Annotated in this window: 19 protein-coding genes and 1 other RNA gene; 17 read left to right on the top strand and 3 right to left on the bottom strand. The window is 60.5% G+C overall.

All coding sequences use genetic code 11. The annotated features are described in order from the left end of the window. Positions 1 to 246 precede the first annotated feature (246 nt). The 6 genes from RCH93_RS14855 (at position 247) to RCH93_RS14830 (ending at position 7,876) form a co-directional block, all read left to right on the top strand. Positions 247 to 1,092, top strand: a complete 846-nt coding sequence (locus RCH93_RS14855; protein WP_306549200.1) for a universal stress protein — start codon at positions 247 to 249, stop codon at positions 1,090 to 1,092. After that, the gene (locus tag RCH93_RS14850) at positions 1,089 to 3,806 is read left to right on the top strand and encodes a cation-transporting P-type ATPase (RefSeq protein ID WP_306549199.1); all 2,718 of its coding nucleotides are present in this window, start codon (positions 1,089 to 1,091) and stop codon (positions 3,804 to 3,806) included. The genes RCH93_RS14855 and RCH93_RS14850 overlap by 4 nt, the downstream gene beginning before the upstream one ends. Positions 3,807 to 3,906: 100 nt before the next feature. Next, a complete protein-coding gene (locus RCH93_RS14845; RefSeq protein ID WP_306549198.1) occupies positions 3,907 to 6,573 on the top strand; it encodes a GNAT family N-acetyltransferase in 2,667 nt (888 codons plus the stop codon). 130 nt (positions 6,574 to 6,703) lie between these two features. After that, positions 6,704 to 6,898 carry a ferredoxin gene (locus tag RCH93_RS14840; protein ID WP_306549197.1) on the top strand — a complete coding sequence of 65 codons (195 nt, stop codon included), beginning with the start codon at positions 6,704 to 6,706 and terminating at the stop codon, positions 6,896 to 6,898. A 147-nt stretch (positions 6,899 to 7,045) separates the two neighbouring features. Then, complete coding sequence (locus RCH93_RS14835; RefSeq protein WP_306549196.1) at positions 7,046 to 7,321, top strand: Lrp/AsnC family transcriptional regulator; 276 nt, start codon at positions 7,046 to 7,048, stop codon at positions 7,319 to 7,321. Between the two features lie 36 nt (positions 7,322 to 7,357). Next, positions 7,358 to 7,876, top strand: a complete 519-nt coding sequence (locus tag RCH93_RS14830; RefSeq protein WP_306549195.1) for a GNAT family N-acetyltransferase — start codon at positions 7,358 to 7,360, stop codon at positions 7,874 to 7,876. A 64-nt stretch (positions 7,877 to 7,940) separates the two neighbouring features. Here the strand turns inward: RCH93_RS14830 and RCH93_RS14825 are convergent, their stop codons facing one another. Both RCH93_RS14825 and RCH93_RS14820 read right to left on the bottom strand, forming a co-directional pair. Further along, positions 7,941 to 10,703 (bottom strand): HAD-IC family P-type ATPase, encoded by a 2,763-nt coding sequence (locus RCH93_RS14825; protein WP_306549194.1) that lies wholly within the window; start codon positions 10,701 to 10,703, stop codon positions 7,941 to 7,943. A 120-nt stretch (positions 10,704 to 10,823) separates the two neighbouring features. Continuing rightward, positions 10,824 to 11,651 (bottom strand): nitroreductase family protein, encoded by an 828-nt coding sequence (locus RCH93_RS14820; RefSeq protein ID WP_306549193.1) that lies wholly within the window; start codon positions 11,649 to 11,651, stop codon positions 10,824 to 10,826. Positions 11,652 to 11,830: 179 nt separating this feature from the next. Between RCH93_RS14820 and RCH93_RS14815 the strand changes: the two genes are divergently transcribed. Continuing rightward, positions 11,831 to 12,985 (top strand): transglycosylase SLT domain-containing protein, encoded by a 1,155-nt coding sequence (locus RCH93_RS14815; RefSeq protein ID WP_306549192.1) that lies wholly within the window; start codon positions 11,831 to 11,833, stop codon positions 12,983 to 12,985. Positions 12,986 to 12,994: 9 nt separating this feature from the next. On the opposite strand, the gene RCH93_RS14810 is transcribed toward RCH93_RS14815, so the two are convergent. Then, positions 12,995 to 13,909, bottom strand: coding sequence for a DMT family transporter (locus RCH93_RS14810; RefSeq protein WP_306549191.1), 915 nt, complete (start codon positions 13,907 to 13,909; stop codon positions 12,995 to 12,997). A 107-nt stretch (positions 13,910 to 14,016) separates the two neighbouring features. Between RCH93_RS14810 and RCH93_RS14805 the strand changes: the two genes are divergently transcribed. The 10 genes from RCH93_RS14805 (at position 14,017) to recR (ending at position 23,172) form a co-directional block, all read left to right on the top strand. Then, positions 14,017 to 14,295 carry a hypothetical protein gene (locus tag RCH93_RS14805; protein WP_306549190.1) on the top strand — a complete coding sequence of 93 codons (279 nt, stop codon included), beginning with the start codon at positions 14,017 to 14,019 and terminating at the stop codon, positions 14,293 to 14,295. Beyond that, complete coding sequence (locus tag RCH93_RS14800; RefSeq protein WP_306549189.1) at positions 14,267 to 15,466, top strand: response regulator; 1,200 nt, start codon at positions 14,267 to 14,269, stop codon at positions 15,464 to 15,466. Before RCH93_RS14805 ends, RCH93_RS14800 begins: the two co-directional genes overlap by 29 nt. A gap of 9 nt (positions 15,467 to 15,475) precedes the next feature. Further along, complete coding sequence (locus RCH93_RS14795) at positions 15,476 to 16,630, top strand: HD domain-containing phosphohydrolase (RefSeq protein WP_306549188.1); 1,155 nt, start codon at positions 15,476 to 15,478, stop codon at positions 16,628 to 16,630. A gap of 395 nt (positions 16,631 to 17,025) precedes the next feature. Beyond that, positions 17,026 to 17,556, top strand: coding sequence for a pantetheine-phosphate adenylyltransferase (gene coaD / locus RCH93_RS14790; RefSeq protein ID WP_306549187.1), 531 nt, complete (start codon positions 17,026 to 17,028; stop codon positions 17,554 to 17,556). Between the two features lie 158 nt (positions 17,557 to 17,714). Beyond that, positions 17,715 to 18,923 carry an AI-2E family transporter gene (locus RCH93_RS14785; RefSeq protein WP_306549186.1) on the top strand — a complete coding sequence of 403 codons (1,209 nt, stop codon included), beginning with the start codon at positions 17,715 to 17,717 and terminating at the stop codon, positions 18,921 to 18,923. Positions 18,924 to 18,978: 55 nt separating this feature from the next. Continuing rightward, positions 18,979 to 19,770 carry a TerC family protein gene (locus RCH93_RS14780; RefSeq protein WP_306549185.1) on the top strand — a complete coding sequence of 264 codons (792 nt, stop codon included), beginning with the start codon at positions 18,979 to 18,981 and terminating at the stop codon, positions 19,768 to 19,770. A 265-nt stretch (positions 19,771 to 20,035) separates the two neighbouring features. Further along, positions 20,036 to 20,133, top strand: an RNA gene (gene ffs, locus RCH93_RS14775) — signal recognition particle sRNA small type. An 88-nt stretch (positions 20,134 to 20,221) separates the two neighbouring features. Then, a complete protein-coding gene (gene dnaX, locus RCH93_RS14770; protein ID WP_306549184.1) occupies positions 20,222 to 22,201 on the top strand; it encodes a DNA polymerase III subunit gamma/tau in 1,980 nt (659 codons plus the stop codon). 50 nt (positions 22,202 to 22,251) lie between these two features. Continuing rightward, entirely contained in the window at positions 22,252 to 22,560 is a 309-nt protein-coding gene (locus RCH93_RS14765; protein WP_306549183.1) for a YbaB/EbfC family nucleoid-associated protein, read from the top strand. Then, on the top strand, positions 22,561 to 23,172 hold the full coding sequence (recR, locus tag RCH93_RS14760; protein WP_306549182.1) for a recombination mediator RecR: 612 nt from the start codon (positions 22,561 to 22,563) through the stop codon (positions 23,170 to 23,172). It abuts the gene before it with no gap. Positions 23,173 to 23,180 lie beyond the last annotated feature (8 nt).

Below are 23,180 nucleotides of genomic sequence, written 5' to 3'. Positions count from 1 at the left end.
CGGAAGTTAAGCTCTTCAGCGCCGATGGTACTGCATGGGAGACTATGTGGGAGAGTAGGTCGCCGCCGATTTTTTACCAAAGCCCTTAGTGCAGCTATGCTGCACTAAGGGCTTTTTTTTGTTTCGCGGGGCCCAGGGAAGGCGGCTTTGCGGCAAAATCCCCCTTGCAATCCCTTGGCAGATACCTTTTAGTATCAAAAAGATACGGTTTCCTCTTTCGGTAAGTTCACCCCTCTCGGAGGCGCGATGGACCGGCGAATTGTTCTAGCGTATGATGGCTCGATCAATGCCGACTGGGTGGCTCGTTACGCCATGCAAATGGCCGCCGCCCTGCCCTGCCGCCAGCTCCAGCTCATCCACGTCCTTGACGGCTCCTACACCCGCGTTCGAATCGAGGCCAAATTCACCGCCATTGCCGCTGAATGCGCCCGCCTCAACGTCATCTGTCAGAACCTGATTCTGGAGCTGCGCGGCGATGTCGTTGCCAGCTTGCTGCAGGCTATCCCCAACGGCAAGCACTTCACTTGCCTGTGCGGAACCCGAATCTCCCAAAAGAGTCGGGGTTTTCTCGCCGGCACCATCGCGGAGCAACTGCTTCGCTGCCAAGCATTCAACGTCATGGCCGTCCGAGTGGTCAGTCCCGGTTTGCTGGGTTGCCCACACACCCTGCTCTTCCCCTTGGCCGGCCATCCGCGCGGCTTTGCCGCCGCCCTGCCCTTCCTGCACATGCTGGCGGCCTCGGTCAAACGGCTCTATCTGCTGCGGGTGATGACGGTCAGCCCTTTCCATTTTCGCTACATTTCCGCTCTCACCGCCCAAAAAAAGATTAAGGAAGGCCAAGACTACCTCAACCGGGTGGCGACGGAAATCCGGCAGCAGACCACCGGCCCTGCTTGGCATTTCGACCGTCAGGTCGTTCTCTCTGACGACTGGGCCAAAGAAATCCTCATTCAGGCGGGCAAAATCAATGCCGGCATGATCCTGCTGGGGGCCACGGAACGCACCCTGCCTTCGCGCTTTTTCTACGGCAACCGAATCGAGCAGATCCTGCGCGCCACCTCCTGCGACGTCGGCGTATACCGCACCTTATGAACCAGCAACCCGCTCATATCGGCCAGATTCCGCCGGAACAGGTCTATGCCTCGCTGCAAGCGGGCCCTGAAGGCTTGACGCCGTCCGAGGTTGCAGAACGGCTCCTCCACATCGGCCCCAACTCGTTCGAGGTGGTCGACCGCTGGAAACTGGCCCGCACCCTGGGACGCCAGTTCACCAATTTTTTTGCCCTGCTCCTGATTATCTCCGCTGCCATCTGTTTTGTCGCCCATCGGATTAATCCCGAAGAGGGCATGGGGATGCTCGGATGGGCCCTGATCGTGGTGGCGCTGCTCAACGCCCTGTTCAGCTTTATCCAGGAATACCGGGCGGAAAAGGCTATGGAGGCCTTGAAAAAATTCATCCCCCATCTGGTCGAAGTCTGCCGGGACGGTCGGATCAGCCGCATACCGGCCGCCGAGATCGTTCCCGGCGATGTGGTGATCCTCTCCGAGGGCGACAAGATTGCCGCCGACCTGCGTATTGTCGCCGCCGATGGGTTGATGATCGACAATGCGCCGCTCACCGGCGAATCGGCCGCCATTCGGCTCACACCTCAAATGCAGGAAAAAAGTTTGGAAGAATGCGAAAACATCGGCTTTGCCGGCTGCACTGTGATCAAAGGGACCGGCCGAGGGGTGGTCTTTGCCACCGGACTGCGCACCCGTTTTGGCCGCATCGCCCAATTGTCCCAGACCATCCGCCGCACCAGCTCGCCGCTTGAACGCGAAATTTCTCGGATGATCCGCATCCTCACCACCATCGCCTGCACCATGGGCTTCTCCTTTTTTCTCTATGGGATGCTCAGCGGCAAGCCGTTGTGGATGAATCTGGTGTTCATGATGGGCATCATTGTCGCCAATGTGCCGGAAGGACTGCTGCCCACCCTGACCCTTGCCCTGGTGATGGGCAGTCTGCGCATGGCCAAGAAAAATGTGCTGGTCACCAGTCTCAATGCAGTCGAGGCCCTGGGCGCGGTGCATGTGATCTGCACCGACAAAACCGGCACCTTGACCATGAACCAACTGACCATCACCCGACTGGCCGAACCGCTCACCGGGGCGGCGATGACGCCGGAGCAGGAACACGCTCTCGCCGCTCTGGCCCTGGCCGCCTCCGACGTCCGCCAGGCAGGCGATCAACTGCTCGGCGATCCCCTGGATGTGGCGGTGGCCAACAAATGGATTGGTCTGCATCCGGGGCAACAATTGGCCGAGGCCCAGCAAGTAATGCGCTTCTTTGCCTTTGACGTCGACAAACGGCGTTCCGGCGGCATTGTGCGCATGGGAGAACAACACCTCTTCGTGGTCAAAGGCGCTTTCGAGGCCGTCCGGCCGATGGTGAGCGCGATCGGGTCCTGCGAAGACAACGAAAAAAATGCGCCTCTTGCCGACCAACTGGCGGCGAGCGAAATCGTCATGCAGCAACTGGCAAGTCAGGGACTGCGGGTGATTGCCGTTGCCTATCGGCCCTTGGCTCAGGCGGAACTCGCCGAAGTGGTCGCAACGGCGAACTCGCCAACCGATGAAGTCGCGGCCGACGCCCTGGAACACGATCTCATCCTGGCCGGATTCCTCGGCATCGAAGACCCGGTGCGGCCCGAAGTGGCCTCGGCGGTAGCCAAATGTCGAACAGCCGGAATCAAGGTGATCATCATCACCGGCGACCACCCGGCCACGACGATGGCGGTGGCGGCCAAGGCCGGGATCGTGGAACCCGGCTGCACCGCCCATCTCACCGGAGAGGCGCTCAAAACCTTGACCGTGGAGGCGCTGGTCGAACAACTGCAGCAGGGGGTCTGCGTCTTTGCCCGGACCTCGCCTGAGCAAAAGATGAAGATCGTCACGGCGTTGAAACACATGGACTTGGTAGTGGCCATGACCGGCGACGGGGTCAATGACGCCCCGGCGTTACGGGCCGCGGACATTGGCATCGCCATGGGAACAATGGGTACGGACGTGGCCCGCGAATCGGCCCAAATCATCCTGCTCGACGACAATTTCGCCTCCATCGTCGACGGGGTCGAAGAGGGGCGGACCGTGTTTGCGAACATGAAAAAATTCACCAGTTATGTCCTGGTGAGCAACGGCCCGGAAATCCTGCCATATCTGCTGTACATCGTCCTGCCGGTGCCGTTGGCGCTCAACATCATCCACATCCTTGCCATTGATCTGGGCACGGACCTGGTTCCTTCCATGGGTCTGGGCCAGGAACCCTCCGACCCCGAGGTCATGCGCAAACCGCCGCGCAACCCCTCTGAAAGTCTGCTGACCCGTGAGTTGATGGTCCGCAGCTACCTGTTTCTCGGCCTGATCGAAGGCGCGTGGTCGCTCCTGCTCTTTTTTTTAGTGCTCCACAACGGCGGCTGGCGCTACGGCAATCCCCTGCCCCCCTCCTCGCCGCTGCTCCACTCGGCCACCGGCGTCACCCTGGCCGCCATCCTGCTGATGCAGATCGGCAACCTGATTGGCCGTCGATTTGAGCAAAATTCGGGCCTTGATCTCGGCCTGGTCCGCAACCGCTTGATCCTTGCCGGAATCCTGATTCAGCTCGTTCTTTCCTGGGCCATTCTCTACTGGCCGCCGCTGGCGCGGGCGCTAGGGACTGGGCCGGTCGCGCCGGAAATCTACGGACTTGCCTGGCTGGGAATTGCACTCATTTTTGCGGTCGATTATCTCCGCAAAATGCTTGTCAAGCGAGGCAGGAAAGGGTAGGTGAGGGATACCTGCGGCCAGCGGAACAGACGCCGTCGCCGCCACGGACGTTTACGGGGGAAAAGACCATCACTCCAACCCAAAAGGGACAACACACTTCATGGAACAATTCTTTGACCCGAAAAGCATCGCAGTCATCGGCGCCAACGACAGACAGGGCTCAATCGGCGCAGCCCTGATGGACAACCTCATCCAGGGCGGTTTCGCCGGCGCCGTGGTCCCCATCAATCCCCACCACCAGACCATTCGCGGCCTCCAGGCCTACGCAACCATCACCGAGGTCGACCCCGCGCCGGAACTGGCAATCATCGCCACGCCCATTGCCACGGCCCCGGAAATCGTTCGTCAGTGCGTCCGCTCCGGCACCCAGGGGGTGATCATCATCTCCGCCGGCGGCAAGGAACTGGGCGAGGAAGGGGCCTTGATCGAGGAACAGATCGAGGGCGCGGCCGAAGGCTCGGGCATGCGCATCATCGGCCCCAACTGCATGGGCGTCATCCGCCCGGGCAAGAATCTCAACGCCACCTTTGCCGGCGGCATGCCGGCCAAAGGCAACCTGGCGGTCATTTCCCAGAGCGGCGCCATCTGCGCCTCGATTCTCGACCGGGCGGCCCTGGAAAACATGGGCTTCAGCCACTTCGTGTCCATCGGCTCGATGCTCGACGTTGATTTCGGCGATGTGATCGACTATCTGGGCAACGACGGTTCGGTCAAGGCGATCCTGGTCTACATGGAAAACCTGACCAATCCGCGCAAATTCATGAGCGCCGCCCGCTCGGTGTCGCGAATCAAACCCATCATTGTGCTCAAGGCCGGCAAAAGCCAGGCCGGGGCCCGCGCCGCCTCGACCCACATCGGCGCCATGGCCGGCGAGGATGCGGCTTACGACGCGGCCTTCAAACGCGCCGGCATTGTCCGGGTGCCGTCGCTGGCCCGGCTGTTCGACTGCGCCGAGCTGATGGCCAAGCAGCCCAGGCCGGCGGGCTCGCGACTGGCGATTCTGACCAACGGCGGCGGACCGGGCGTCATGGCCGCCGACACCCTGGCCGCTTACGGCCTGGAACCGGCCCATATTCCCGACGAAGTCATGACCCAGTTGGGCGAAATTCTGCCCCCTTACTGGAGCCGGGGCAACCCCATCGACATCCTGGGCAACGCCACGGTCGAACGGTTTGCCAAGGCCCTGGAAATCTGCCTGGCCTGCCGGGAATTCGACGGCATTTTGGTGATCATGGTGCCCCAGGACCTGACCCCGCCGGAAGAGGTGGCCGCAGCCCTGGCCAAGCTGGCCAAACGCAAACGGGTGCCGGTCTTTGCCTCCTGGATGGGCGGCAAACGGATGACCGAGGCCGTCGACATCCTCAATCAGGCGAACATCCCCACCTACGAGACCCCTGAACGGGCGGTGCGGGCCTTTCTCTACATGTATGAATACACCAAGAATCTGGAGCTGCTTTCCCAGGTTCCGCCCAAGCTGGCCACCGAGCTCTACTTCAACCGCGATCAGGTCTTTCGCACTATCTACGAATCGTTTGAGCAGGAAACCGAGATGCTCTCCGAGATCGCGAGCAAAGAAATCCTCGCCGCCTACGGCATCCCGGTCAACCAGACCGTGCTGGCGACCACAGCCGACGAAGCCGTGGCCCTGGCGGCCGAAATGGACCTGCCGCTGGCGATGAAGCTGGTCTCGCCGGACATCAGCCACAAGGCGGAAGCAGGCGGGGTTCAGCTTGACCTGCGCAACGAAGAAGACCTGCGCAACGCCTTCCACCGGATCATGAACGGGGCCAAGGCCTACAATCCGGAGGCTCGGATCACCGGCGTCTCAATCCAGCCCTTCATTGCCCATCCCGATTTTGAACTGCTGATCGGCTGCAAGACCGACGAAAACTTCGGCCCGGTGCTCTGTTTCGGCTCGGGCGGCGCCTTTGCCGAAGTGCTTGACGACAAGGCTCTGGGTCTGCCGCCGCTCAACCGGTTGCTGGCCCGGCGGATGATGGAGGAAACCCGGATTCTGCCCTTGCTCAAGGGCTATCGCAACCATCCGCCGGCAGACCTGGAAAAGCTGGAGGAACTGTTGATGCGCCTTTCCCAGCTGGTGATCGACTTTCCCGAAATCGTCGAGATGGACATCAACCCGGTGCTGGTCAAAAACGGTCAGCCCTGCGCGGTCGACGCCCGGATCAAACTGGCCCGGGTTGAGAGCGGCGCCAAGCTGCACCTGGTGATCAGTCCCTATCCGCAGCACCTGGAACGGCACGATCTCACCGACATGCAGATGCCGCTGTTCATCCGGCCGATCAAACCCGAGGACGCCCCGTTGTTTGTCGAACTGTTCAACTCGCTGACCCCGACCAGCATCTACTACCGCTTTTTCAGCGTGGTCAAAACCCTGTCGCACGAGATCCTTGCCCGCTTCACTCAGATCGATTATGACCGCGAGATTTCCTTCGTCGGTCTGGACGACCGCGAGGGCGAGGAGCGGATGCTGGGCGTGGCCAACATCCTGGGCGAGCCGGACGGCAAGCGCGGCGAATTTTCGGTGCTGATCGGCGACCCCTGGCAGGGCAAGGGCATCGGCGCCAAGCTCTTGCTGCAATGCCTTGGCATTGCTCAGGAACGCGGCATGGAGATTGTCTGGGGCACTGTGCTGGCAGAAAACAGCTACATGGTCGCCTTAGGCAAGAAACTGGGATTCACCGTCAAACAGGGCGAAGATCCTTCGGAATACAAATTGACGATTGACCTAAAAACTGCAAAGTTGTAAACGAAGGCCTGCAATGGCAAGGCCCCCCGGGCGCCCTGCCCGCTCAAGCCGTTGACGCCGTGAGGGAGCAACCGCCGACCGCGTTCAAAGTGGTCGGCGCCTCTTTTTTAACTCTGTGAGAGGACAAGTAATGTCGAAACAAGTAGTAGCAATTGACCAGGAAGAATGTTTGGGCTGCGAGGCCTGCGTGGAATTGTGCCCGGAAATCTTCGGGTTTGACATCGATGCAACCAAAGCCTATGTGATTATGGAAGAAGGCGGCGACGAGGACTGCATCGAAGAGGCCATGGGCTCCTGCCCGGCCGGTTGCATCACCTACGAATAAGCTTTTTTTAGGGAAGCAACGAAGTCGGGCGGACGCAAGCGGCGTCGGCCCGACTTTTTTTAACGCCAGCCCTTTTCCCGTTTCAACACCCCGAACCACTTCAACACGGCGGATGGAAACCCTCCATCGCAGCCCGGAGACGCAACCATGGTGACGTCAATCATCCTGATCAACGCCCAGCGGAACAAAATCAATGAGGTTGCCGAAAAGCTGCAGGAGATCGCCGGCATCTCCGAGGTCTACTCGGTCAGCGGCAAGTACGACCTAGTGGCCATCATCCGGGTCAAAACCAACGACGATCTGGCCGAGCTGGTCACGAAAAAAATGCTGGCCATCGACGGCATTGGCAAAACCGAGACCATGCTCGCCTTCCAGGCCTACTCCCGCCACGACCTGGAATCGATGTTCGCCGTGGGAATGTGAGCCGCAACTGGCTGCACCTGTTGATTTAAAGAGTTCATGAAAATCCGCCCACTCACCCCCGAATACGCCCCCAAGGCCGCCGCGTTGCTGCTGCAGGCGTTTGCTCCCAGCAAGAACGAACTACAGCTGTTTGACGCCCTGCATGCAAAAGAGCGGGAGCTGCATGAATGGGTATGCATCCACCGCGACGCGGTCGTCGCCTACGTCTGTTTCTCACCCGCCTACGACGGCAACGAGGTCTGCGGACTGCATCTGGCGCCCCTGGCGGTAAAACCGCAAATGCAAGGCCAGGGCATCGGCTCCGAGCTGCTCCGTTTTGCCCTGCGGCAGGAACCCATCAAGGAAAGCGCAATTTTTGTGCTGGGCAAGTCCGCGTTTTATCATAAATTCGGCTTTGCACCTTGCGCCGCGCCCATCTGCCCCTTTGCCAAAAACAACGCCCATTTCCTCAGCCTCCGCAGCAATCCGCCCCACTCGTACATCGTTGGCTACGCGCCTGAATTCAAATTGCTCGCCACCCCCCAAAAGCCGGGTAAAAAGAAGTCGCGCCGCTGAACGCTGCAGGCCTCCTCTGGTCTGGTCTGTCGCCAGATCAAACGGCGGCTGCAGCGCCCCCCTTTCACCGCCTGAAAAACTTGAGAGAGCGAATCCATTTTTCCAGGGAGACAATGGGGACAATGGCAAAACTTGCGGCCACGGCCAGGGCAAGATCGCTCATTGACAGGGGCGAGGTCTTGAACACCCGCTGCAGAAACGGCAGGTAGACAAACAGCGCCTGAAGGACCAGAACCACGCCGATGCCCCAAAACACCGTGGGGTTGCTGAAAAATCCAATTTTCAAGATGTTGTCCTTCAGCGAACGGCAATGAATCATGTAGAAAATCTGGAAAAAAATCACAAAGGTGACGGCCATGGTCTGGGCCTTGGCCAGGGCCTGCTCCACGGCGACGCCGGCGGCGAGTTGCTGCTGGTGTTCGATGTTGAACAGCGCGATGGTCCCGGCGGTCATCAGCACCGACACCGCGACCACCCGGAAGACGACAAAGCTGTTGAACAGCGGCGCTTCAGGACGGCGCGGCGGGCGGCGCATGATGTCCGGCTCCTTCACCTCAAAGGCCAGCGGCAGGGCCAGGGCAACGGCGGCAACCAGGTTGATCCACAACAACTGGGTCGGCAGCATGGGCAGGAGCAGCACCTTGGTCACCGGGTCAAAGGGGAAAAACATGATGCCGTAGATCAGGATCAGGGCCAGGCCTAAGTTGGTGGGCAGGAGAAAGGCCAGCGATTTGAGCAGATTGTCGTAGACCCGCCGCCCCTCCTCCACCGCTGCGCTGATGCTGGCAAAGTTGTCGTCGGCTAGGACAATGTCGGCGGATTCCTTGGCCGCGGCCGTGCCGGTAATGCCCATGGCCACGCCGATGTTGGCCTGCTTGAGCGAGGGCGCGTCGTTGACGCCGTCTCCGGTCATGGCCACCACATGATTGTCGCTCTGCAGGGCCTTGACCAGACGCAGCTTGTGCTCCGGCGCCACCCGGGCAAAGATGTGCACAGCGCGGACCGTGTCCTGGAGGGCGGCGTCTTCCATGCCGGCCAGCTCCGCCCCGGTGATCGCCTGCCCGTTGTCCGCCAGCTGCAGCTCCGCGCCAATGGCTGCGGCAGTGGCCCGGTGATCGCCAGTGATCATCTTGACCACGATCCCAGCCCGGCGGCAGGCCGCAATGGCCTCGACAGCCTCGGCCCGGGGCGGGTCGATCATGCCAATCAATCCCAGAAAATCAAAACCGTCCGCGACCGCCTCCGGGGTTAACGCGTCGGTCTCTGTCTCCCCCCGTTTGACCGCAATCGCCAGCACCCGCATGCCCTTGGCGCCCATCCGATTCATCTCGGCCGCAATCCGTTGGCGCAGATCGGCGTCGCCAGCCTGCAGGCACCGCTTGAACACCACCTCGGGCGCGCCCTTCATCACCACGAAGCGCTCCGCGCCGCCGTGCAAGGTGGCCATGTACTGGTTTTCCGAGGCAAAGGGCAGCTCATCGAGCCGAGGAAATTGGCTGGCGACCTCCTTGGCGTTTAACCCAGCCTTGGCCGCGGCCACCAGTAGGGCCGCCTCGGTCGGATCGCCGGTGATCGACCACTGACCGTTCTCCTCGATCAGGGCGGCGTCGTTGCAGAGCACGGATTGCACCAACAGATCAAGCAGATCCGCAGGCAACTGCTCCACGGCTTGCCCGTCAACGCTGAATTTGCCCACCGGGGCGTAGCCGACGCCGCCCACCCGGCAGGCGTGCTGCAAGGTCGTCAGTTCGGTGACGGTCATTTCGTTGCAGGTCAGGGTGCCGGTTTTATCGGAGCAGATCACCGTGGTGGAGCCCAGGGTTTCCACTGCCGGCAAGCGGCGGATAATCGCGTTGCGCCGCGCCATGCGCTGCACCCCGATGGCAAGCGCAATGGTGACCACCGCCGGCAAGCCCTCGGGAATGGCTCCGACCGCCAGGGCAATGGCGAAGATGAGCGTTTCCTTGAGGGCCGGCCCCAGGGGGATGGCCATGTCCAGGGCGCGCTTGACGCCGATGGCCAGGATGACCACCGACACCGAACCAATGCCGACGGTGATCCAAGTGCTGACCTCGGCCAGTTTTTTGGTGAGCGGGGTGTCAAGGTCCACGGCGCTCTCCAGCATGTCGGAGATCCGACCCAGTTCGGTGGCCATGCCCGTGCCGGCGACCACGGCGGCGGCGGTTCCCGAGGTGACCAGGGTGCCGCTATAGACCATGCAGGTCCGGTCGCCAAGCACGGCCCCAGCCTCGACCGGGGCCAGCGATTTGACCGCCGCGGTTGACTCGCCGGTCAGCGCCGCCTCTTCCACCTGGAGGTTTCTCAGGCTGACCAGCCGCATATCCGCCGGCACGCTGTCGCCGGCCGCCAGCAGCACCACGTCGCCGGGAACCAATTCCGCCGCCGGCACGGTGGCGTTGCGGCCGTCGCGCACCACCGTGGCGTTGCGCGGCGCCATGTCGGACAGTGCCTCGATCGCCCGGCCAGCCTTGAACTCCTGGATAAAGCCGATGACCGCGTTGATCGCCACCACCGACAGCACCACCAGGCCGTCGGTCATCTTGCCCAGGAGCACCGCAAGCGTGCCGGACCCCAGCAGCACCCATATCAGCGAATTGTTGATCTGCCGCCAGAGCAGACGCCAGGCGCTGTCCTTGGATTTTCGCTTGATTGCATTGGGACCGTGGATGCTCAACCGCTCCGCGGCTTGAGCCTGGCTCAGGCCGATTTCGCTGCTTGCCAGCTCGCGAAGTGCCGCCTCCGGGGTCAGGGTGTGCCAGTTTGTGGATTCGGCCTTCGGGGTCGCGACGGGTGATGGGTTGGTCATGGGTTTGCTCGCTGAATTTTAGGAAATGATGAATTTTTCCTCATTGGTATAAGCACTCGCAGCGAGTGCGCAAGAAAAAGCAACAGGGCGCAACTCGCCCGAGACCATGGAACGCTGCGATTATCCCATCCGCCAGAGGATCTCCGGGGGCTTGCGAGTCGGCAGACGGTGATAGGCAAACTTGGGATAGCCCACCATCATCGCCCCGTAGCACTGATGGCCCTCGGGCAGGCCCAGCGCCTCCAGCATCGGCGGGTAAGCGTTGGCCGCCGCGTTGAAATACCCGGCCCAACAGGTTCCCAATCCCATGGATGTGGCCGCCAGTTCAAGATAAGTCAGAGCGATGGTGCAGGTTGTGGGGGCCATGCGGTTGTCTTTTTCGGCGTGGGCGACGATCACCGCCGGCGCGCCCCGGAGGATGACGTCGCGGCCTCCGTTCCAACTCTCCAGAGTGCGATCAAGATGCAGGGCCTGGGCAACTTCCGGCATATTGCTTTGCATCCAGCGCATCCAATCGATCACGAGGCCTGCAAGTCTGCGCAGTTCGCCCCGGTCGCCCAGCACCAGCCAGCGCGCCCCCTGGGAATTGATGCCGGAAGGGGCGTAGCGGGCAACGTCTATCAGTTGGGCCAGGACGTCGCGTTCCACTGGTTTGTCCCGGTAAACCCGGACGGAGCGACGGGCGCGGAGGAAGTGCTCGCCCTGCTCGGGGGAAAGGCGCCATTCCGGCCGCACCGGCGGGCACGACTCCACGGCCATGTCGCGGTGGCTGAGGCTGTCGGTTGGGCAAACCGCGACACAGTGACCGCAACGGATGCAGGCCGCCTCGGCCCCGACCGCAGGCGTCGGCGCGGCGCCAGGGCTCCAGTCAATAATGCCGAGAGGACAGACGGCGGCGCAGAGGCCGTCGCGATTGCAGGTCTGGGAATTAACGGCGAAGAGTTCCATATTCGTTCTCCTTGGGTATTGGTTGACAGGAAGTCGTTAAAAATGGTCTTGTCAGTGGCTGTGGAGCCGGTTGCCGAAAAATGCGCCGACGCGCTCCATATCATACCCATTTTTTTTCGTTTCACCAGAGGCAGTTGGACCGCGAGGCCATGGCCTTGGCGAGCAACACACCCTGTGGCATGAAGAAACCGGTCGAACAGCAATCCCCAACCGTTGCACCAGCTCCGCCGCCTGAAAAGGCGCCGCCAACGGCCAAATCAGCGGAAAAATCTGCGACAAAATCAGCAGCCAAACCAACGGTGCAACGCAAGCCCCGCTCGCCGGCAAAAAAAGGGGCCGGGCGCAAGCGACGCAGCAAAAAACCACAGATCTCCACTCGCCGGCAAATGGTCTTCACCAGCCTGGAAATCTGCTGTCTGAGCCTCAGCGCCATGACCGCCATCGTTGTCCTGCTTGGCCATGCGGCCGGCAGGTTTTCCGGGGCCCGCTTTTTTCCCCACCTGCTCCCATTTACCCTGGGCGTGTCGGGCTTGATCGTTGCCGCAGCCCTGTTGTTGCTCGGCTGGCTGCGGGCGCGGCGCTGGCTGGGGCAAAAAGCGCCGTTCCTCCCGGCGGCCCTGGCACTGGTTCTGGCCCTGGTCATCGGCGGATTTGCTCTCAAGGGCAATTTTTATTTTGCGTTCAGCCAATTCCGCATCCTGGTGGGCGGCAAGGAGGAGGCCGCCCGGGTGACCTTGACCCATCAGGTTTTTGCCGCCTACCGCCGCCAGGACGCCGCCCAACTGCAGCAACTGATCGACCGGGCCAAGCCCTATGACCAGGACATCGACGCAGCGGCAGCGGCCTTTGACCTGGACCCGGACCTGCTCCACGGGGTCGCCGCCGCTGAATCCTCGTTTCTGCCCCGGGACAGCAAGGACGGCGGCCAGGGTCTGTTTCAGATCACCCAGATCCCGGAGCCAGCCATGCGGCAGGCGGGCGAGCGGCTGGGCGTCGACAGGCCGGTGATCGTCAATCACCGCCACAACGGTTTTGTTGCCGCCGCCACCCTCAAGCACTATCTCAAGCAGATGAACAACGATCTCTTCCTGGGCCTGCTCGCCTACAACATCGGCCCAAAAAACGGCGGCCTGCGGTTCATCATGCAGCAGTACGGGGCCACGGATTTCATCACCATCCAGCCGTACCTGCAGCAACTGCCGCGCGACTATCCCATCCGGGTGTTGTCCCAGGCCTTGGCCTTCCGCCTACATCGACTGGAGGGGAAACTGCCGGCTTACGAGGAGGGGCTGAACGCGGTGCGCATCCAGCACATCGGCGTCCCTGGTTTGTAGTTCCGGCAATCAACGCATCCGCGAGAGCAGCGCAACCGCTGCGACCACTGCGCCGGCCCCGAGCAACTGCGCCGGCGCCAGGGTTTCATTGAGAAAGACAAAGGCCAGCAGCAGGGTGACCACTGGCTCCAGGGTGGAGAGGGTGGCCGCGTCGGCGGCGCCCAGGCGTTGCATGCCGGCAAAGAAACCGATGATCGGAATCACCGTGGCCACAAGGGCAATGCCGACCACCGCCAGCCAGCCCGAGACCTGGGTTGGCCACTGGGGCCCCGCAGCCAGCGCGGCGCAGGCGTAGACTGCGGCTGCCGCGAGCATCACCACCGTGCTGGCCGCTATGGCGCCGACCCGGGGAATGACGCCCTCGCCAACCAGGATATATCCGGTGTAGATCACCGCCGAACCGACCCCGAAGCCCAGACCTGCGGCGCTGCCGCCCAGATCGCCGGCAACCGTCAACAGGATCCCTAGCAGAGACAAGCCTGCCAAAGCCGCCTTGGACCAGGTCAGTCGCTGGCGGCCAAGAGCCGCCGAGGCCAGGGTCACCAGGGCGGGATAGAGGTAGAGCAAAAGCGCGGTGAGCCCGGCCGTGGCGTGGCGCAGGGCCGAAAAATAACAAAACGATTGCCCCACATAGCCAAGCGCCCCCAGGGCGATCAAAATGGCCAGATCGCGGCCGCGCGGCCAGGGCAGCTTGAGCGCCGCCATCAGGGCCGTCATCAACGCCCCGGCGAGCAGAAAACGGAGAAAGAGCACGGTCACGGTCGAGGCCCCGCTCTGGTAGGCTGTTTTGCCAAGGATGCCCAAGGCGCCAAAGCCAACCGCCGAGGCAATCACGCACAGCGTCCCCAGGATGCGAGGCGACCAGCCCTTGCCCCGTGTTTCCTCCGCCGCTGTTGTCGCCCCTACCCTGCCATTATCGTTCATTCGTTCATTCGCCCGTTTCTTCTCTGTTTTCAAAAGGGACACCCAACACCCAATCCGTCCGCCGCACAACCTGCCCCAACCGGCCATCTGATCGCGGTCGGCATCCCGTGGATTTCCTTGATTTTCCAATCTGGGGGCGTAAAATGAGCCTACCATACAAGGCATACGAGGCTCTGTGCGCTTTCTCTACAAACGAAGCGGCAGCGCCTGCAATGTTTTTCAGCCTTCTTTTCAGCCTTATCGAACCATTCCATGGCGGAACGCCGCCCTTGGCCCAGGCCGCGACTTTGCGCGGCAGGCAAACAACCTTTGCCGCACCCGCCGTCTTTGCACCGAACACCACCCAGGAGTTGCGCCGTGACCAAGAAATCCATCCTGTTTGTTGACGACGAACCCAACATCCTCTCCGGTTTAAAACGGATGTTCCGGGCCCTGCGCCATGAAAAAGATTTCCATTTTGTCGAGAGCGGCCGCGAAGCTCTGGACTTCATGGCCGAGAACAAGGTCGACGTCATTGTTTCCGACATGCGCATGCCGGGCATGGACGGCGCCTCGCTGCTGACCATGGTCCAGCAGCAGTTTCCCCACGCCATCCGCATCATGCTCACCGGCCAGGCGGACGAGGAGTCCATTCTCCGCACCGTGGGAGTGGTGCACCAGTTCATCGCCAAACCTTCGGATCCCAAAACCCTGCGCGAAGTGCTTGATCGGGCCTGCGCGCTCCAGGATGTGATGCAAAACGAGCAGCTCAAATCGTTGGTCTCCAGCATCGGCAAACTGCCGAGCCTGCCGGAGGTCTACTCCAGATTGCAGCGCAAACTTAAAGAACCGGAATGCTCGCTGGCCGACATTGCCGAGATCATTGAGCAGGATCTGGCCATGAGCGCCAAGGTGCTGCAACTGGTCAACTCATCCTTTTTCGGTTTCTTCAAAAGCATCGACAGCCCGGCACGGGCGGTCAACCTCCTTGGCCTGGACACGGTCAAGGCCCTGGTGCTGAGCGTAGGCATCTTTTCCGAGCTCAAGCCGGTGGCCGCCAAATATTTCTCGGCCCAGCAACTCTGGGAACACAGCGTGGGGGTGGCCGCCTACGCCAAAAAAATTGTCCAGGCGGAAACCGACAACAAAGCGATCCTGGACCACACCTTTCTCGCCGGATTCCTCCACGACATCGGCAAGCTGGTGCTGTTCTCCAGCATGCCGGAGCAGTACATCGAGGCCACCGAACTGGCCCAGGCCAAGGACCTTACCCTGTATCAAGCGGAATGCCAGGTGCTGGGCGCCTCGCACGCCGACGTTGGGGGCTATCTTCTCGGGTTGTGGGGTTTGTCCGGGCAAGCGGTTGAAACCGCCGCCTTTCATCACCGTCTCGACCATTATCCCAACCCCTCGTTCTGTCCCACGTTGGCGGTGCATGCCGCCGACGTCATCTATTACACCCTCAAACCCAACCAACGTTTCGGCGCCCACATGGTCAACATGAATTACCTGGAACGGGCCGGATTACATCAACGGTTCGATCACTGGCTGGAACTCTGCAGCCAGATGGACCTGTAGGCCCTGGCCATGACCGAAAAAATTCTTTTTGTCGACGACGAACCCAATGTGCTGCAGTCCATTCAGCGCCAGTTGCGCAAGCGTTTTGAGCTGACCACCGCCGAGGGCGGTGAAGAGGCCCTGCGCATCCTCAAGGAGCAGGGCCCGTTTGCGGTGATCGTCTCCGACATGCGGATGCCGGGGATGAACGGGGTCGAACTGTTGAGCAAGGCCAAGGATCTCCATCCGGACACGGTCCGCCTGATGCTGACCGGCAACGCCGATCAGGAGACCGCCATGGAGGCGGTCAACACCGGCCACATCTTTCGCTTTCTCACCAAACCCTGCCCCCAGGCGACGTTCATCACTTCTCTGGCTTTGGCGCTGCGCCAATATCGCCTGATTGTCGCTGAACGGGAACTTTTGCAAAAAACGCTCAAGGGCAGCATCAATGTCCTGGCGGAGCTGCTCGGCGTCGCCAATCCGCTGGCTTTCAGCTCTGGCCTGCGCATAAAAGCCTACGTGGTCAGCATTGCCGAGACCCTGCAACTCCCCAATCTCTGGCAGTACGAAATTGCCGCGCTCATGTCGCAGATCGGCTGCGTCACCCTGCCCGGCGACGTGCTCAGCAAGGTGTTCTCGGGCCAGGAATTGGACGACGAGGAGGCGGAAATGTTTTGCAGCCATCCCTTGGCCGGGGCGTCGCTGCTGGAAAAAATACCCCGGCTGGAAAACGTCGCCAAAATGATCGAACTGCAACAGAAGCGGTTTGACGAATATGACGAGGAGCTCAATGGCTTGTACTTCGAGGAAGTGCTTATCGGGGCGCAGACCCTCAAGGCGGCGATTGATTTTGACCAGCAGTTGTTCCGGGGCATGGGCAAAGGCGAGGCGCTCGGCTGGATGCGCAAGCAGAAGCATTGTTACAACCCCAAGGTGTTGGCGGCGTTAGACAACGTCGAGTTGACCGATCAGGGCCAGATCCTCAGCCTCAACATCAGCCAGATCAGTGAAGGCATGGTGGCGGCCGAGGACATCATCGCCAAGAATCAGGTGCTGATCATCCCCAAGGGACAAGCCATCACCCGCACCCTGCTGCAAGGGTTGAAAAATTTTTCCACCCAGGTGGGGGTGATCGAACCGATTATGGTGCAGATCGGGCAGGTCGGCGCGGCAACCTCGTAACGCGTGCAGGCGTTTCCCGCCGCTTTTCCCCTGCAGGCCCGGTCTTTTTTCATTTCTGACGGGGAAATTTGCGCCAGAGGCAGGCACAAAAGTCGTATCCTCCTGATCTGCTCACTCTTTTCTAATATTTCCTCACCGGAATATAATATTGACGGGGAACAGGCCTATTTGCTATAGCTTACCAGCATTCGACAGGCCGTTTTCCTTCCCGCCGACTGTCCCGCAGCGTTTCCCGGTTGCCTGAAAAACCGGACCGCGTTTGAGCGGACCAATCGAAAAGGAGCGAACCAACGACCCATCGCATCGGCCGAGAGAGAATCGGCTGCTGATCGCCTGTGACGCGACTTCAGCCCGGCGGACACCGTTCATCCACCACGTATGCTGCAGGATTTTCTATGAGAGGAATCTACGCTGGAAGTTACGATCCGCCGACCAACGGCCACCTGTGGATGATCGAGCAGGGCACCCGCCTGTTCACCAAATTTTATGTGGCGGTCGGCCAGAATTCGCAGAAGGATTACACCTTCACCATGGACGAGCGGATGCAGATGCTTGAAGAGATGTGCGCCCGCTATCGCAACGTGGAAGTGGTCCATTTCGAGAACAAATTCCTGGTCAAATACGCCGAATCCATTGGCGTGGACTATATTCTGCGCGGCATCCGCAACGAAAAAGACTACACCTACGAGCGCGGCATGCGCTACGTCAACAGCAACATGAACGACACCATCCAGACCCTGTTTGTGATGTCGCCCCGGCATCTGGTGGAGGTCAGTTCCAGCTTGGTCAAAGGATTGGTCGGCTCGGACGACTGGGAACAGGTGGTCCGCGAGTATGTGCCGGACACGGTCTACTATAAAATGATCAGCAAGTTTGCGCGCATCAACCTCAAGCACACCCGTCGAAGAATTCTTGAACGAATCTGAGTTTCCGTTGCTCCCAACGAGGGTTGAAGCGAAAGCCTGATTGCCTCTCGCCGAAGTTTTCTGCGCCGCCGCACCTTGACCGTTCTTGTTTGTCGTTTTTCTTTTCTCCTGGCCCTGCCTCTCGTCGCCTCTCAAGCCGTTTGCGCATCTGATTGTTTATGAACCACAACGACGCCCTCTTTCGTTCCCTGCCCCAACCCTGGGACAGACTCTTGCCCCACGTCGCCACGCTTATGGTCTGGGGCGTCCTATTTGCCGTCATCTATCTGCTGCGGTCGTTTTTCCTGCTGCTTTTTCTCACCTTTGTTTTCTCCTACATCCAGGCGCGAAGCGTCAACAGGCTGGAAACAATTATCAAGAACAGGGTTGTGCGGGTGGCGCTGGTGGCCCTGTTTTTGCTCGGCGTCCTGACCGCAACCGGCGTTTTCCTGGTTCCCAAGGTGAAAACCCAAACCGAGGTTTTTGTCAGTCAGTTCGGCGCCTATCTTGGCCGGGTCGACCAGGAGCTGTTTAAACTGGAAAAAGAATATCCCCTGCTCGGAGAAATTTTGCCGGAAATTCTGTCCAATGATCCCGGCGCAGCCGACGCAGCCGAGAAAAAGGGCCTCAAAAATTCCCCTTCCGCGTCCCTGCTGCAACAGTTTTTGGGTCTGGGCGAAGCGGCCAGCGGCCTGCAGAACGTCAACCAGATGCTCGACACCCTGGGCAACATCGGCGGCAAGATTGCCTCGGCAGCCTCGGCCTTTCTTCTTTCGCTGCTGTTTTCCTTTCTGATCGTGCTAGATCTGACCAAGTTGGGGGCAAGCGTCCGGGAACTGGAATCGACCAAGCTCTGGTTTATTTACCACAGCGTGGCCGACGATATCCGCGAATTTTCCCAGGTGCTGGGCAAGGCGCTGGAAGCCCAGTTGATCATCGCCATCATCAACTCGTTTCTCACCGCCCTTGGCATCAGCCTGCTTGGGCTCGGGCAGCATGTGGCCTTTCTCTCGGTGATCGTTTTTTTCTGCAGCTTTTTCCCGGTGATCGGCGTGTTCATCAGTTCCATCCCCATCTGCCTGATCGCCCTGCAAAGCGACGGTTTGCAGACCATGTTCCTGGGCATCCTGCTGATCGCCATCATCCACCTGATCGAGGGCTACATCCTCAATCCGAGGATTTACGGTTCGTACATGCGGATCAATTCGGTTATCATCCTCATCATTCTCACCATCGGCGGCAAACTGTTCAGCTTTTGGGGTTTGATTCTCGGCGTGCCGGTCTGCACCTATATTTTTGGTCACGCCATCCGCTTCAAAAAGCAGGAGCGGCAAGGCGCGCTTGAAGAACTGTCGACAGAAGAGGCAAAAACGACTGCCGACGAGTGACGGCAACAGTCGCGCCAGAGTGTTCAACAAGAAAGAATAAGGAAAAGAAAAGATTATGGAATGGTTGTGGGATATCAGCATCTGGAGTTCCTTGCTGACGCTGACTGTGCTGGAAGTTGTGCTGGGCATCGACAATATCGTTTTTCTCACCCTGCTGGTGGGCAAGGTGCCCGAGCATCAACGCAATTTCGCCCGCCAATTCGGCCTGCTGGCGGCGATGGGCACCCGCATTTTGCTGCTGATGTCGGTGGCCTGGCTGGCTCGGCTGGTGGCGCCGCTGTTTGAGGTGATGGGACATTCGGTTTCCGGTCGCGATCTGGTGCTGTTGCTCGGCGGTTTGTTTCTCATCTACAAGGCGGTCATGGAAATCCACGGCAGCCTCGAAGGCGGCGAAGAGATTCACGGCCCCAAACACATGGCCTCGCAACTGCCCTTGGTCATTGCCCAGATCGCGATCATCGACATCGTTTTCTCCTTGGATTCGGTGATCACCGCCGTTGGTCTGGCCGACCACCTCTGGGTTATGATTGCCGCCATTGTCATTGCCATTGGGGTGATGATGATCGCAGCCAAACCGATTGGCGAATTTGTCGAGGAACATCCAACCGTCAAGATGCTGGCCCTGTCGTTTCTCGTCCTGGTGGGCGTGGCCCTGGTGGCCGAGGGGACCGGCCACGAGATGCCCAAGGGCTACCTGTATTTTGCCATGGCCTTTTCCTTTCTGGTCGAGATGCTCAATCTCCGTTTGCGGCGCAAGGTCGCGCCGGTGCATTTGCACCAGATCTACGACGAAATAAACCAGGAGCGACAAGGGCGGCAAGAAACAGGCAGCGACAGCGTGCAATAACCAGCAGCAATTGTTTATCCTTTTGCATTGCCCCGAAAATTTTGGGGCCAGCGATGCACCGAGCTAAAGGGGTCGTGAGCAGCAAGGCTCACGACCTTTTGCAGGAAGAGGCCGAAATATTCTTGACGCCGCACGCTCTGAAGGGTATAAACCGCGAACTGAATTGAGGATGCTCCGTCGCCTGCCGTTGACGGACGGTTCACACATGCAACGCCGAGAACATTGGCAACCGCCTCATTCACAGCCACATGATCATCAGTGTGATAGCCGGGTCCTGTGCAATAAAGAATCACCAACCCCGTCAGGTCCGGAAGGAAGCAGCGGCAGTGACACTCTTTATGTGCACAGGGGTGCCTGGCTATCCTTTTTTTCAGGGGTGAATTCGCTGGTCCCCGCCCGGAACAGTCGATGCATCTTCCATTGTTCTGATCATTGACCGCCGGTACCCGCCTTGTCCTACCTCGTTCTTGCCAGAAAATCCCGCCCCCAGACCTTTGCCGAAGTTGTCGGTCAAAAACCGGTTGTTCGCACCCTGCAAAACGCCCTGACGCAAAACCGCGTTGCCCACGCCCTGATCTTCAGCGGCGTGCGCGGCACCGGCAAGACCACTCTGGCGCGGATCATGGCCAAGGCCCTGAACTGCGAGCAAGGTCCGGCTGCCGAGCCTTGCAACGTCTGCCGCTCCTGCCGGGACATTGCCGAAGGCGCCAGCATCGATCTCCAGGAAGTGGACGGCGCCTCCAATCGCGGCATCCAGGAAATCCGCGAGCTGAAAGAAAAAATCCGGTTCATGCCCACCAGCTCGCGTTACAAAATCATCATCATCGACGAAGTGCATATGCTCACCACCGAGGCCTTCAACGCCCTGTTGAAGACCCTCGAAGAGCCGCCCGACCATGTGTACTTCATGTTTGCCACCACCGAACTGCACAAGGTGCCGGTGACCATTCTCTCCCGCTGCCAGCGCTACGAACTCAAACGTCTTGGCCATCGCGAACTGGCCGACCATTTCGTCCGCTTGGCGGCGTTGGACGGCGTCCAGATGGAGCCTGCGGCTGTGGAAATGATTGTCCGCGAAGCCGGCGGCAGCGTGCGCGACGGCCTCAGTCTCCTGGACCAGATTTTCTCCTACTGCGGCCAGGAGGTGCGGGCTGTTGACGTGGTCGAAATCCTGGGGCTGGTCAGCCATCAGCTGGTCGCCCAACTGGCCGCGGCGGTGCTCAACGGCGATTTGGCCACGGTTTACGCCCTGCTTGACCAGATGTATCTGCACGGTGCCGACGTCAAACGCTTCAGCAACGATCTGCTCAGCTGGTTTCGCGCCCTGGTGGTGTGCAAGGTCAGCCCCAACCCCGGTCAGCATCTTGAACGCACCGAAGACGAGTTGGCCGTCCTGCAACAGACGGCAGCCGCACATTCCCTGGAAACCCTGTCGGCTCTCTTCAACCTGCTCCTCGAAGGGCTGGAAAAGGCCTCGTTTTCCCAACAACCCCGGTTTGCGCTGGAGCTGGCCTTTATCCGCGCCGTCCAATTCCGCGACGTGGCGCCGGTCTCCGAGCTGATCGCCCGCTTTGACCAGCTGCTCGCCGGCACGCCCATCGACGCCCTGCCGGTGACGCCGACCAACAATCCCCAGCCCTGCCGGTTGGAAACGGCGCCGCAGCCCGTAGTACAACAAACGCCGCCGAATCCTACGCCTCAGCCGCAACCGGCCACGCCCGTTACTGCGCAGGCGATCACCCAGGCCCCCCAACCCGATCCTCCCAAACCAGCGCCGTCACCGCAACAGCCGGAACCGAATCCTGACGAACAACCGACGGCAACCTCTGCGCCCGAAGCCGAAAGGCCCATTGCTCCGGCAGCGCCAGCAGAACCGCCCCAAGCGCCCCACCCCGCAAATTTGCCGGCCAACGCCGCTCCGCCGTCGCCCCAAACCGAGCCGACGGCAACGCCTTTGCCGCCTGCCCCGGCTCCGCCTGAAAACAAAAAAAGAATCCGCCAGCATTGGGACGGCTTTCTCAAGTATGTGCGCGAGCGGCAGCCCTGGGTTGCCGCAGCCCTGCAGATGGCGGCTTCGGTGGAACGCAAGGGCGATGAACTGATCATCCATTTCGACGACAGCGCCGACTGCACCCTGCTCAAACAGCGCAACAACGTCACCGCCTTGACCGAATTTATCCTCGATTTTTTTCAGGAAAATCTCAGCATCCAGTTCGCGGTTCCCGGCTCCAACGCCTGCGCCGTTGATCCGGCCAACGGTCTGGCCCCGCAGCATGAACGTCGGGCATTGGGCAACGACCCCCTGGTGTTGACCGCGCTGGACGTCTTCACCGGTCAGGTCGGCGACATCCGCATCGGCCCGCGCTACCGCACGACCAGCAAACCCGCAACGAGCGCAACCGACGACGCGCCGCCCCTGGCCGAGGAATAAGGCCGCACCCGCACCCCCTCTGACGAACACACACCCTTGAGGCAGTCTTTATGAACATGAGCGATTTGATGAAGCAGGCGCAACAGTTCCAGGAAAAACTGGCAACTGTGCAAAATGATCTGGGCGGACAACAGGTGGTGGGATCAGCCGGGGCTGGAATGGTCACCGCCACCTTGAACGGCAAGGGCGAACTGCTCAGCCTGGTGATTGAACAAGCCATGGTGCAGCCAGACAACACCCAGATGCTGCAAGACCTGATTGTAGCCGCAGTCAACGACGGGCTGGCCAAGGCCAAGGCGTTGGGCAAATCGGAAATGGCCCGTCTGACCGGCGGCCTCAACATTCCCGGCTTGCTGTAAATGCAAGTCATCCCGCCGGCCCTGGAACGGTTGATTTCCGACCTGACCCGCCTGCCGGGCATTGGGCGCAAAACCGCCACCCGTCTGGCCCTGTACATGCTGCGGCGTCCGGCCGCCGAGGCCAAAGCCCTGGCCGCCGACCTGAGCGTGCTGCATGAAACCATTCACCTCTGCCGCCAGTGCTTTACCTTTTCCGAAACCGACCCCTGCCTCATCTGCGGCAATCCAGGCCGAGATCCGCGGCTGGTCTGCGTGGTGGAGGAACCGGGCGACCAGCTTGCGATCGAAAAAACCGGGGCCTTTCGCGGCACCTACCACATCCTCCACGGGGTGATAGCACCCATGGACGGCATTGGTCCCGACGAGTTGAAAATTCGCGAACTGCGGCAACGGGTCGCCTCGGGCGGCGTCGACGAGGTGCTGATCGCCACCAGTTCGACGGTGCCGGGCGAGGCCACCGCCTCCTACCTGGCTGAGATGCTCAAAGGCGCCGACATCCGGCTCAGCCGTCTGGCCTGCGGCATCCCCATGGGCATGGACATCAAGTACGCTGACGAGCACACCCTGGCTCGGGCCATCGAATCACGGCAATCGGTGCTTGACCGCTCCTGAAAAAACCT

The sequence above is a fragment of the Desulfobulbus sp. genome (assembly GCF_030824455.1).
Classification (GTDB): Bacteria; Desulfobacterota; Desulfobulbia; order Desulfobulbales; family Desulfobulbaceae; genus Desulfobulbus.
This window is presented reverse-complemented; position numbering and strand designations above follow the sequence as displayed.

Bases quoted from the DNA above. Each gene is read 5' to 3' on its own strand.
- RCH93_RS14830 (WP_306549195.1), top strand. From the start codon at position 7,358: ATGAAAATCCGCCCACTCACCCCCGAATACGCCCCCAAGGCCGCCGCG.
- RCH93_RS14820 (WP_306549193.1), bottom strand. From the start codon at position 11,651: ATGGAACTCTTCGCCGTTAATTCCCAGACCTGCAATCGCGACGGCCTC.
- recR (WP_306549182.1), top strand. From the start codon at position 22,561: ATGCAAGTCATCCCGCCGGCCCTGGAACGGTTGATTTCCGACCTGACC.
- coaD (WP_306549187.1), top strand. From the start codon at position 17,026: ATGAGAGGAATCTACGCTGGAAGTTACGATCCGCCGACCAACGGCCAC.
- RCH93_RS14765 (WP_306549183.1), top strand. From the start codon at position 22,252: ATGAACATGAGCGATTTGATGAAGCAGGCGCAACAGTTCCAGGAAAAA.
- RCH93_RS14840 (WP_306549197.1), top strand. From the start codon at position 6,704: ATGTCGAAACAAGTAGTAGCAATTGACCAGGAAGAATGTTTGGGCTGC.
- RCH93_RS14835 (WP_306549196.1), top strand. From the start codon at position 7,046: ATGGTGACGTCAATCATCCTGATCAACGCCCAGCGGAACAAAATCAAT.
- RCH93_RS14795 (WP_306549188.1), top strand. From the start codon at position 15,476: ATGACCGAAAAAATTCTTTTTGTCGACGACGAACCCAATGTGCTGCAG.
- RCH93_RS14785 (WP_306549186.1), top strand. From the start codon at position 17,715: ATGAACCACAACGACGCCCTCTTTCGTTCCCTGCCCCAACCCTGGGAC.
- RCH93_RS14810 (WP_306549191.1), bottom strand. From the start codon at position 13,909: ATGAACGATAATGGCAGGGTAGGGGCGACAACAGCGGCGGAGGAAACA.
- RCH93_RS14845 (WP_306549198.1), top strand. From the start codon at position 3,907: ATGGAACAATTCTTTGACCCGAAAAGCATCGCAGTCATCGGCGCCAAC.
- RCH93_RS14850 (WP_306549199.1), top strand. From the start codon at position 1,089: ATGAACCAGCAACCCGCTCATATCGGCCAGATTCCGCCGGAACAGGTC.
- RCH93_RS14825 (WP_306549194.1), bottom strand. From the start codon at position 10,703: ATGACCAACCCATCACCCGTCGCGACCCCGAAGGCCGAATCCACAAAC.
- RCH93_RS14815 (WP_306549192.1), top strand. From the start codon at position 11,831: ATGAAGAAACCGGTCGAACAGCAATCCCCAACCGTTGCACCAGCTCCG.
- RCH93_RS14855 (WP_306549200.1), top strand. From the start codon at position 247: ATGGACCGGCGAATTGTTCTAGCGTATGATGGCTCGATCAATGCCGAC.
- RCH93_RS14780 (WP_306549185.1), top strand. From the start codon at position 18,979: ATGGAATGGTTGTGGGATATCAGCATCTGGAGTTCCTTGCTGACGCTG.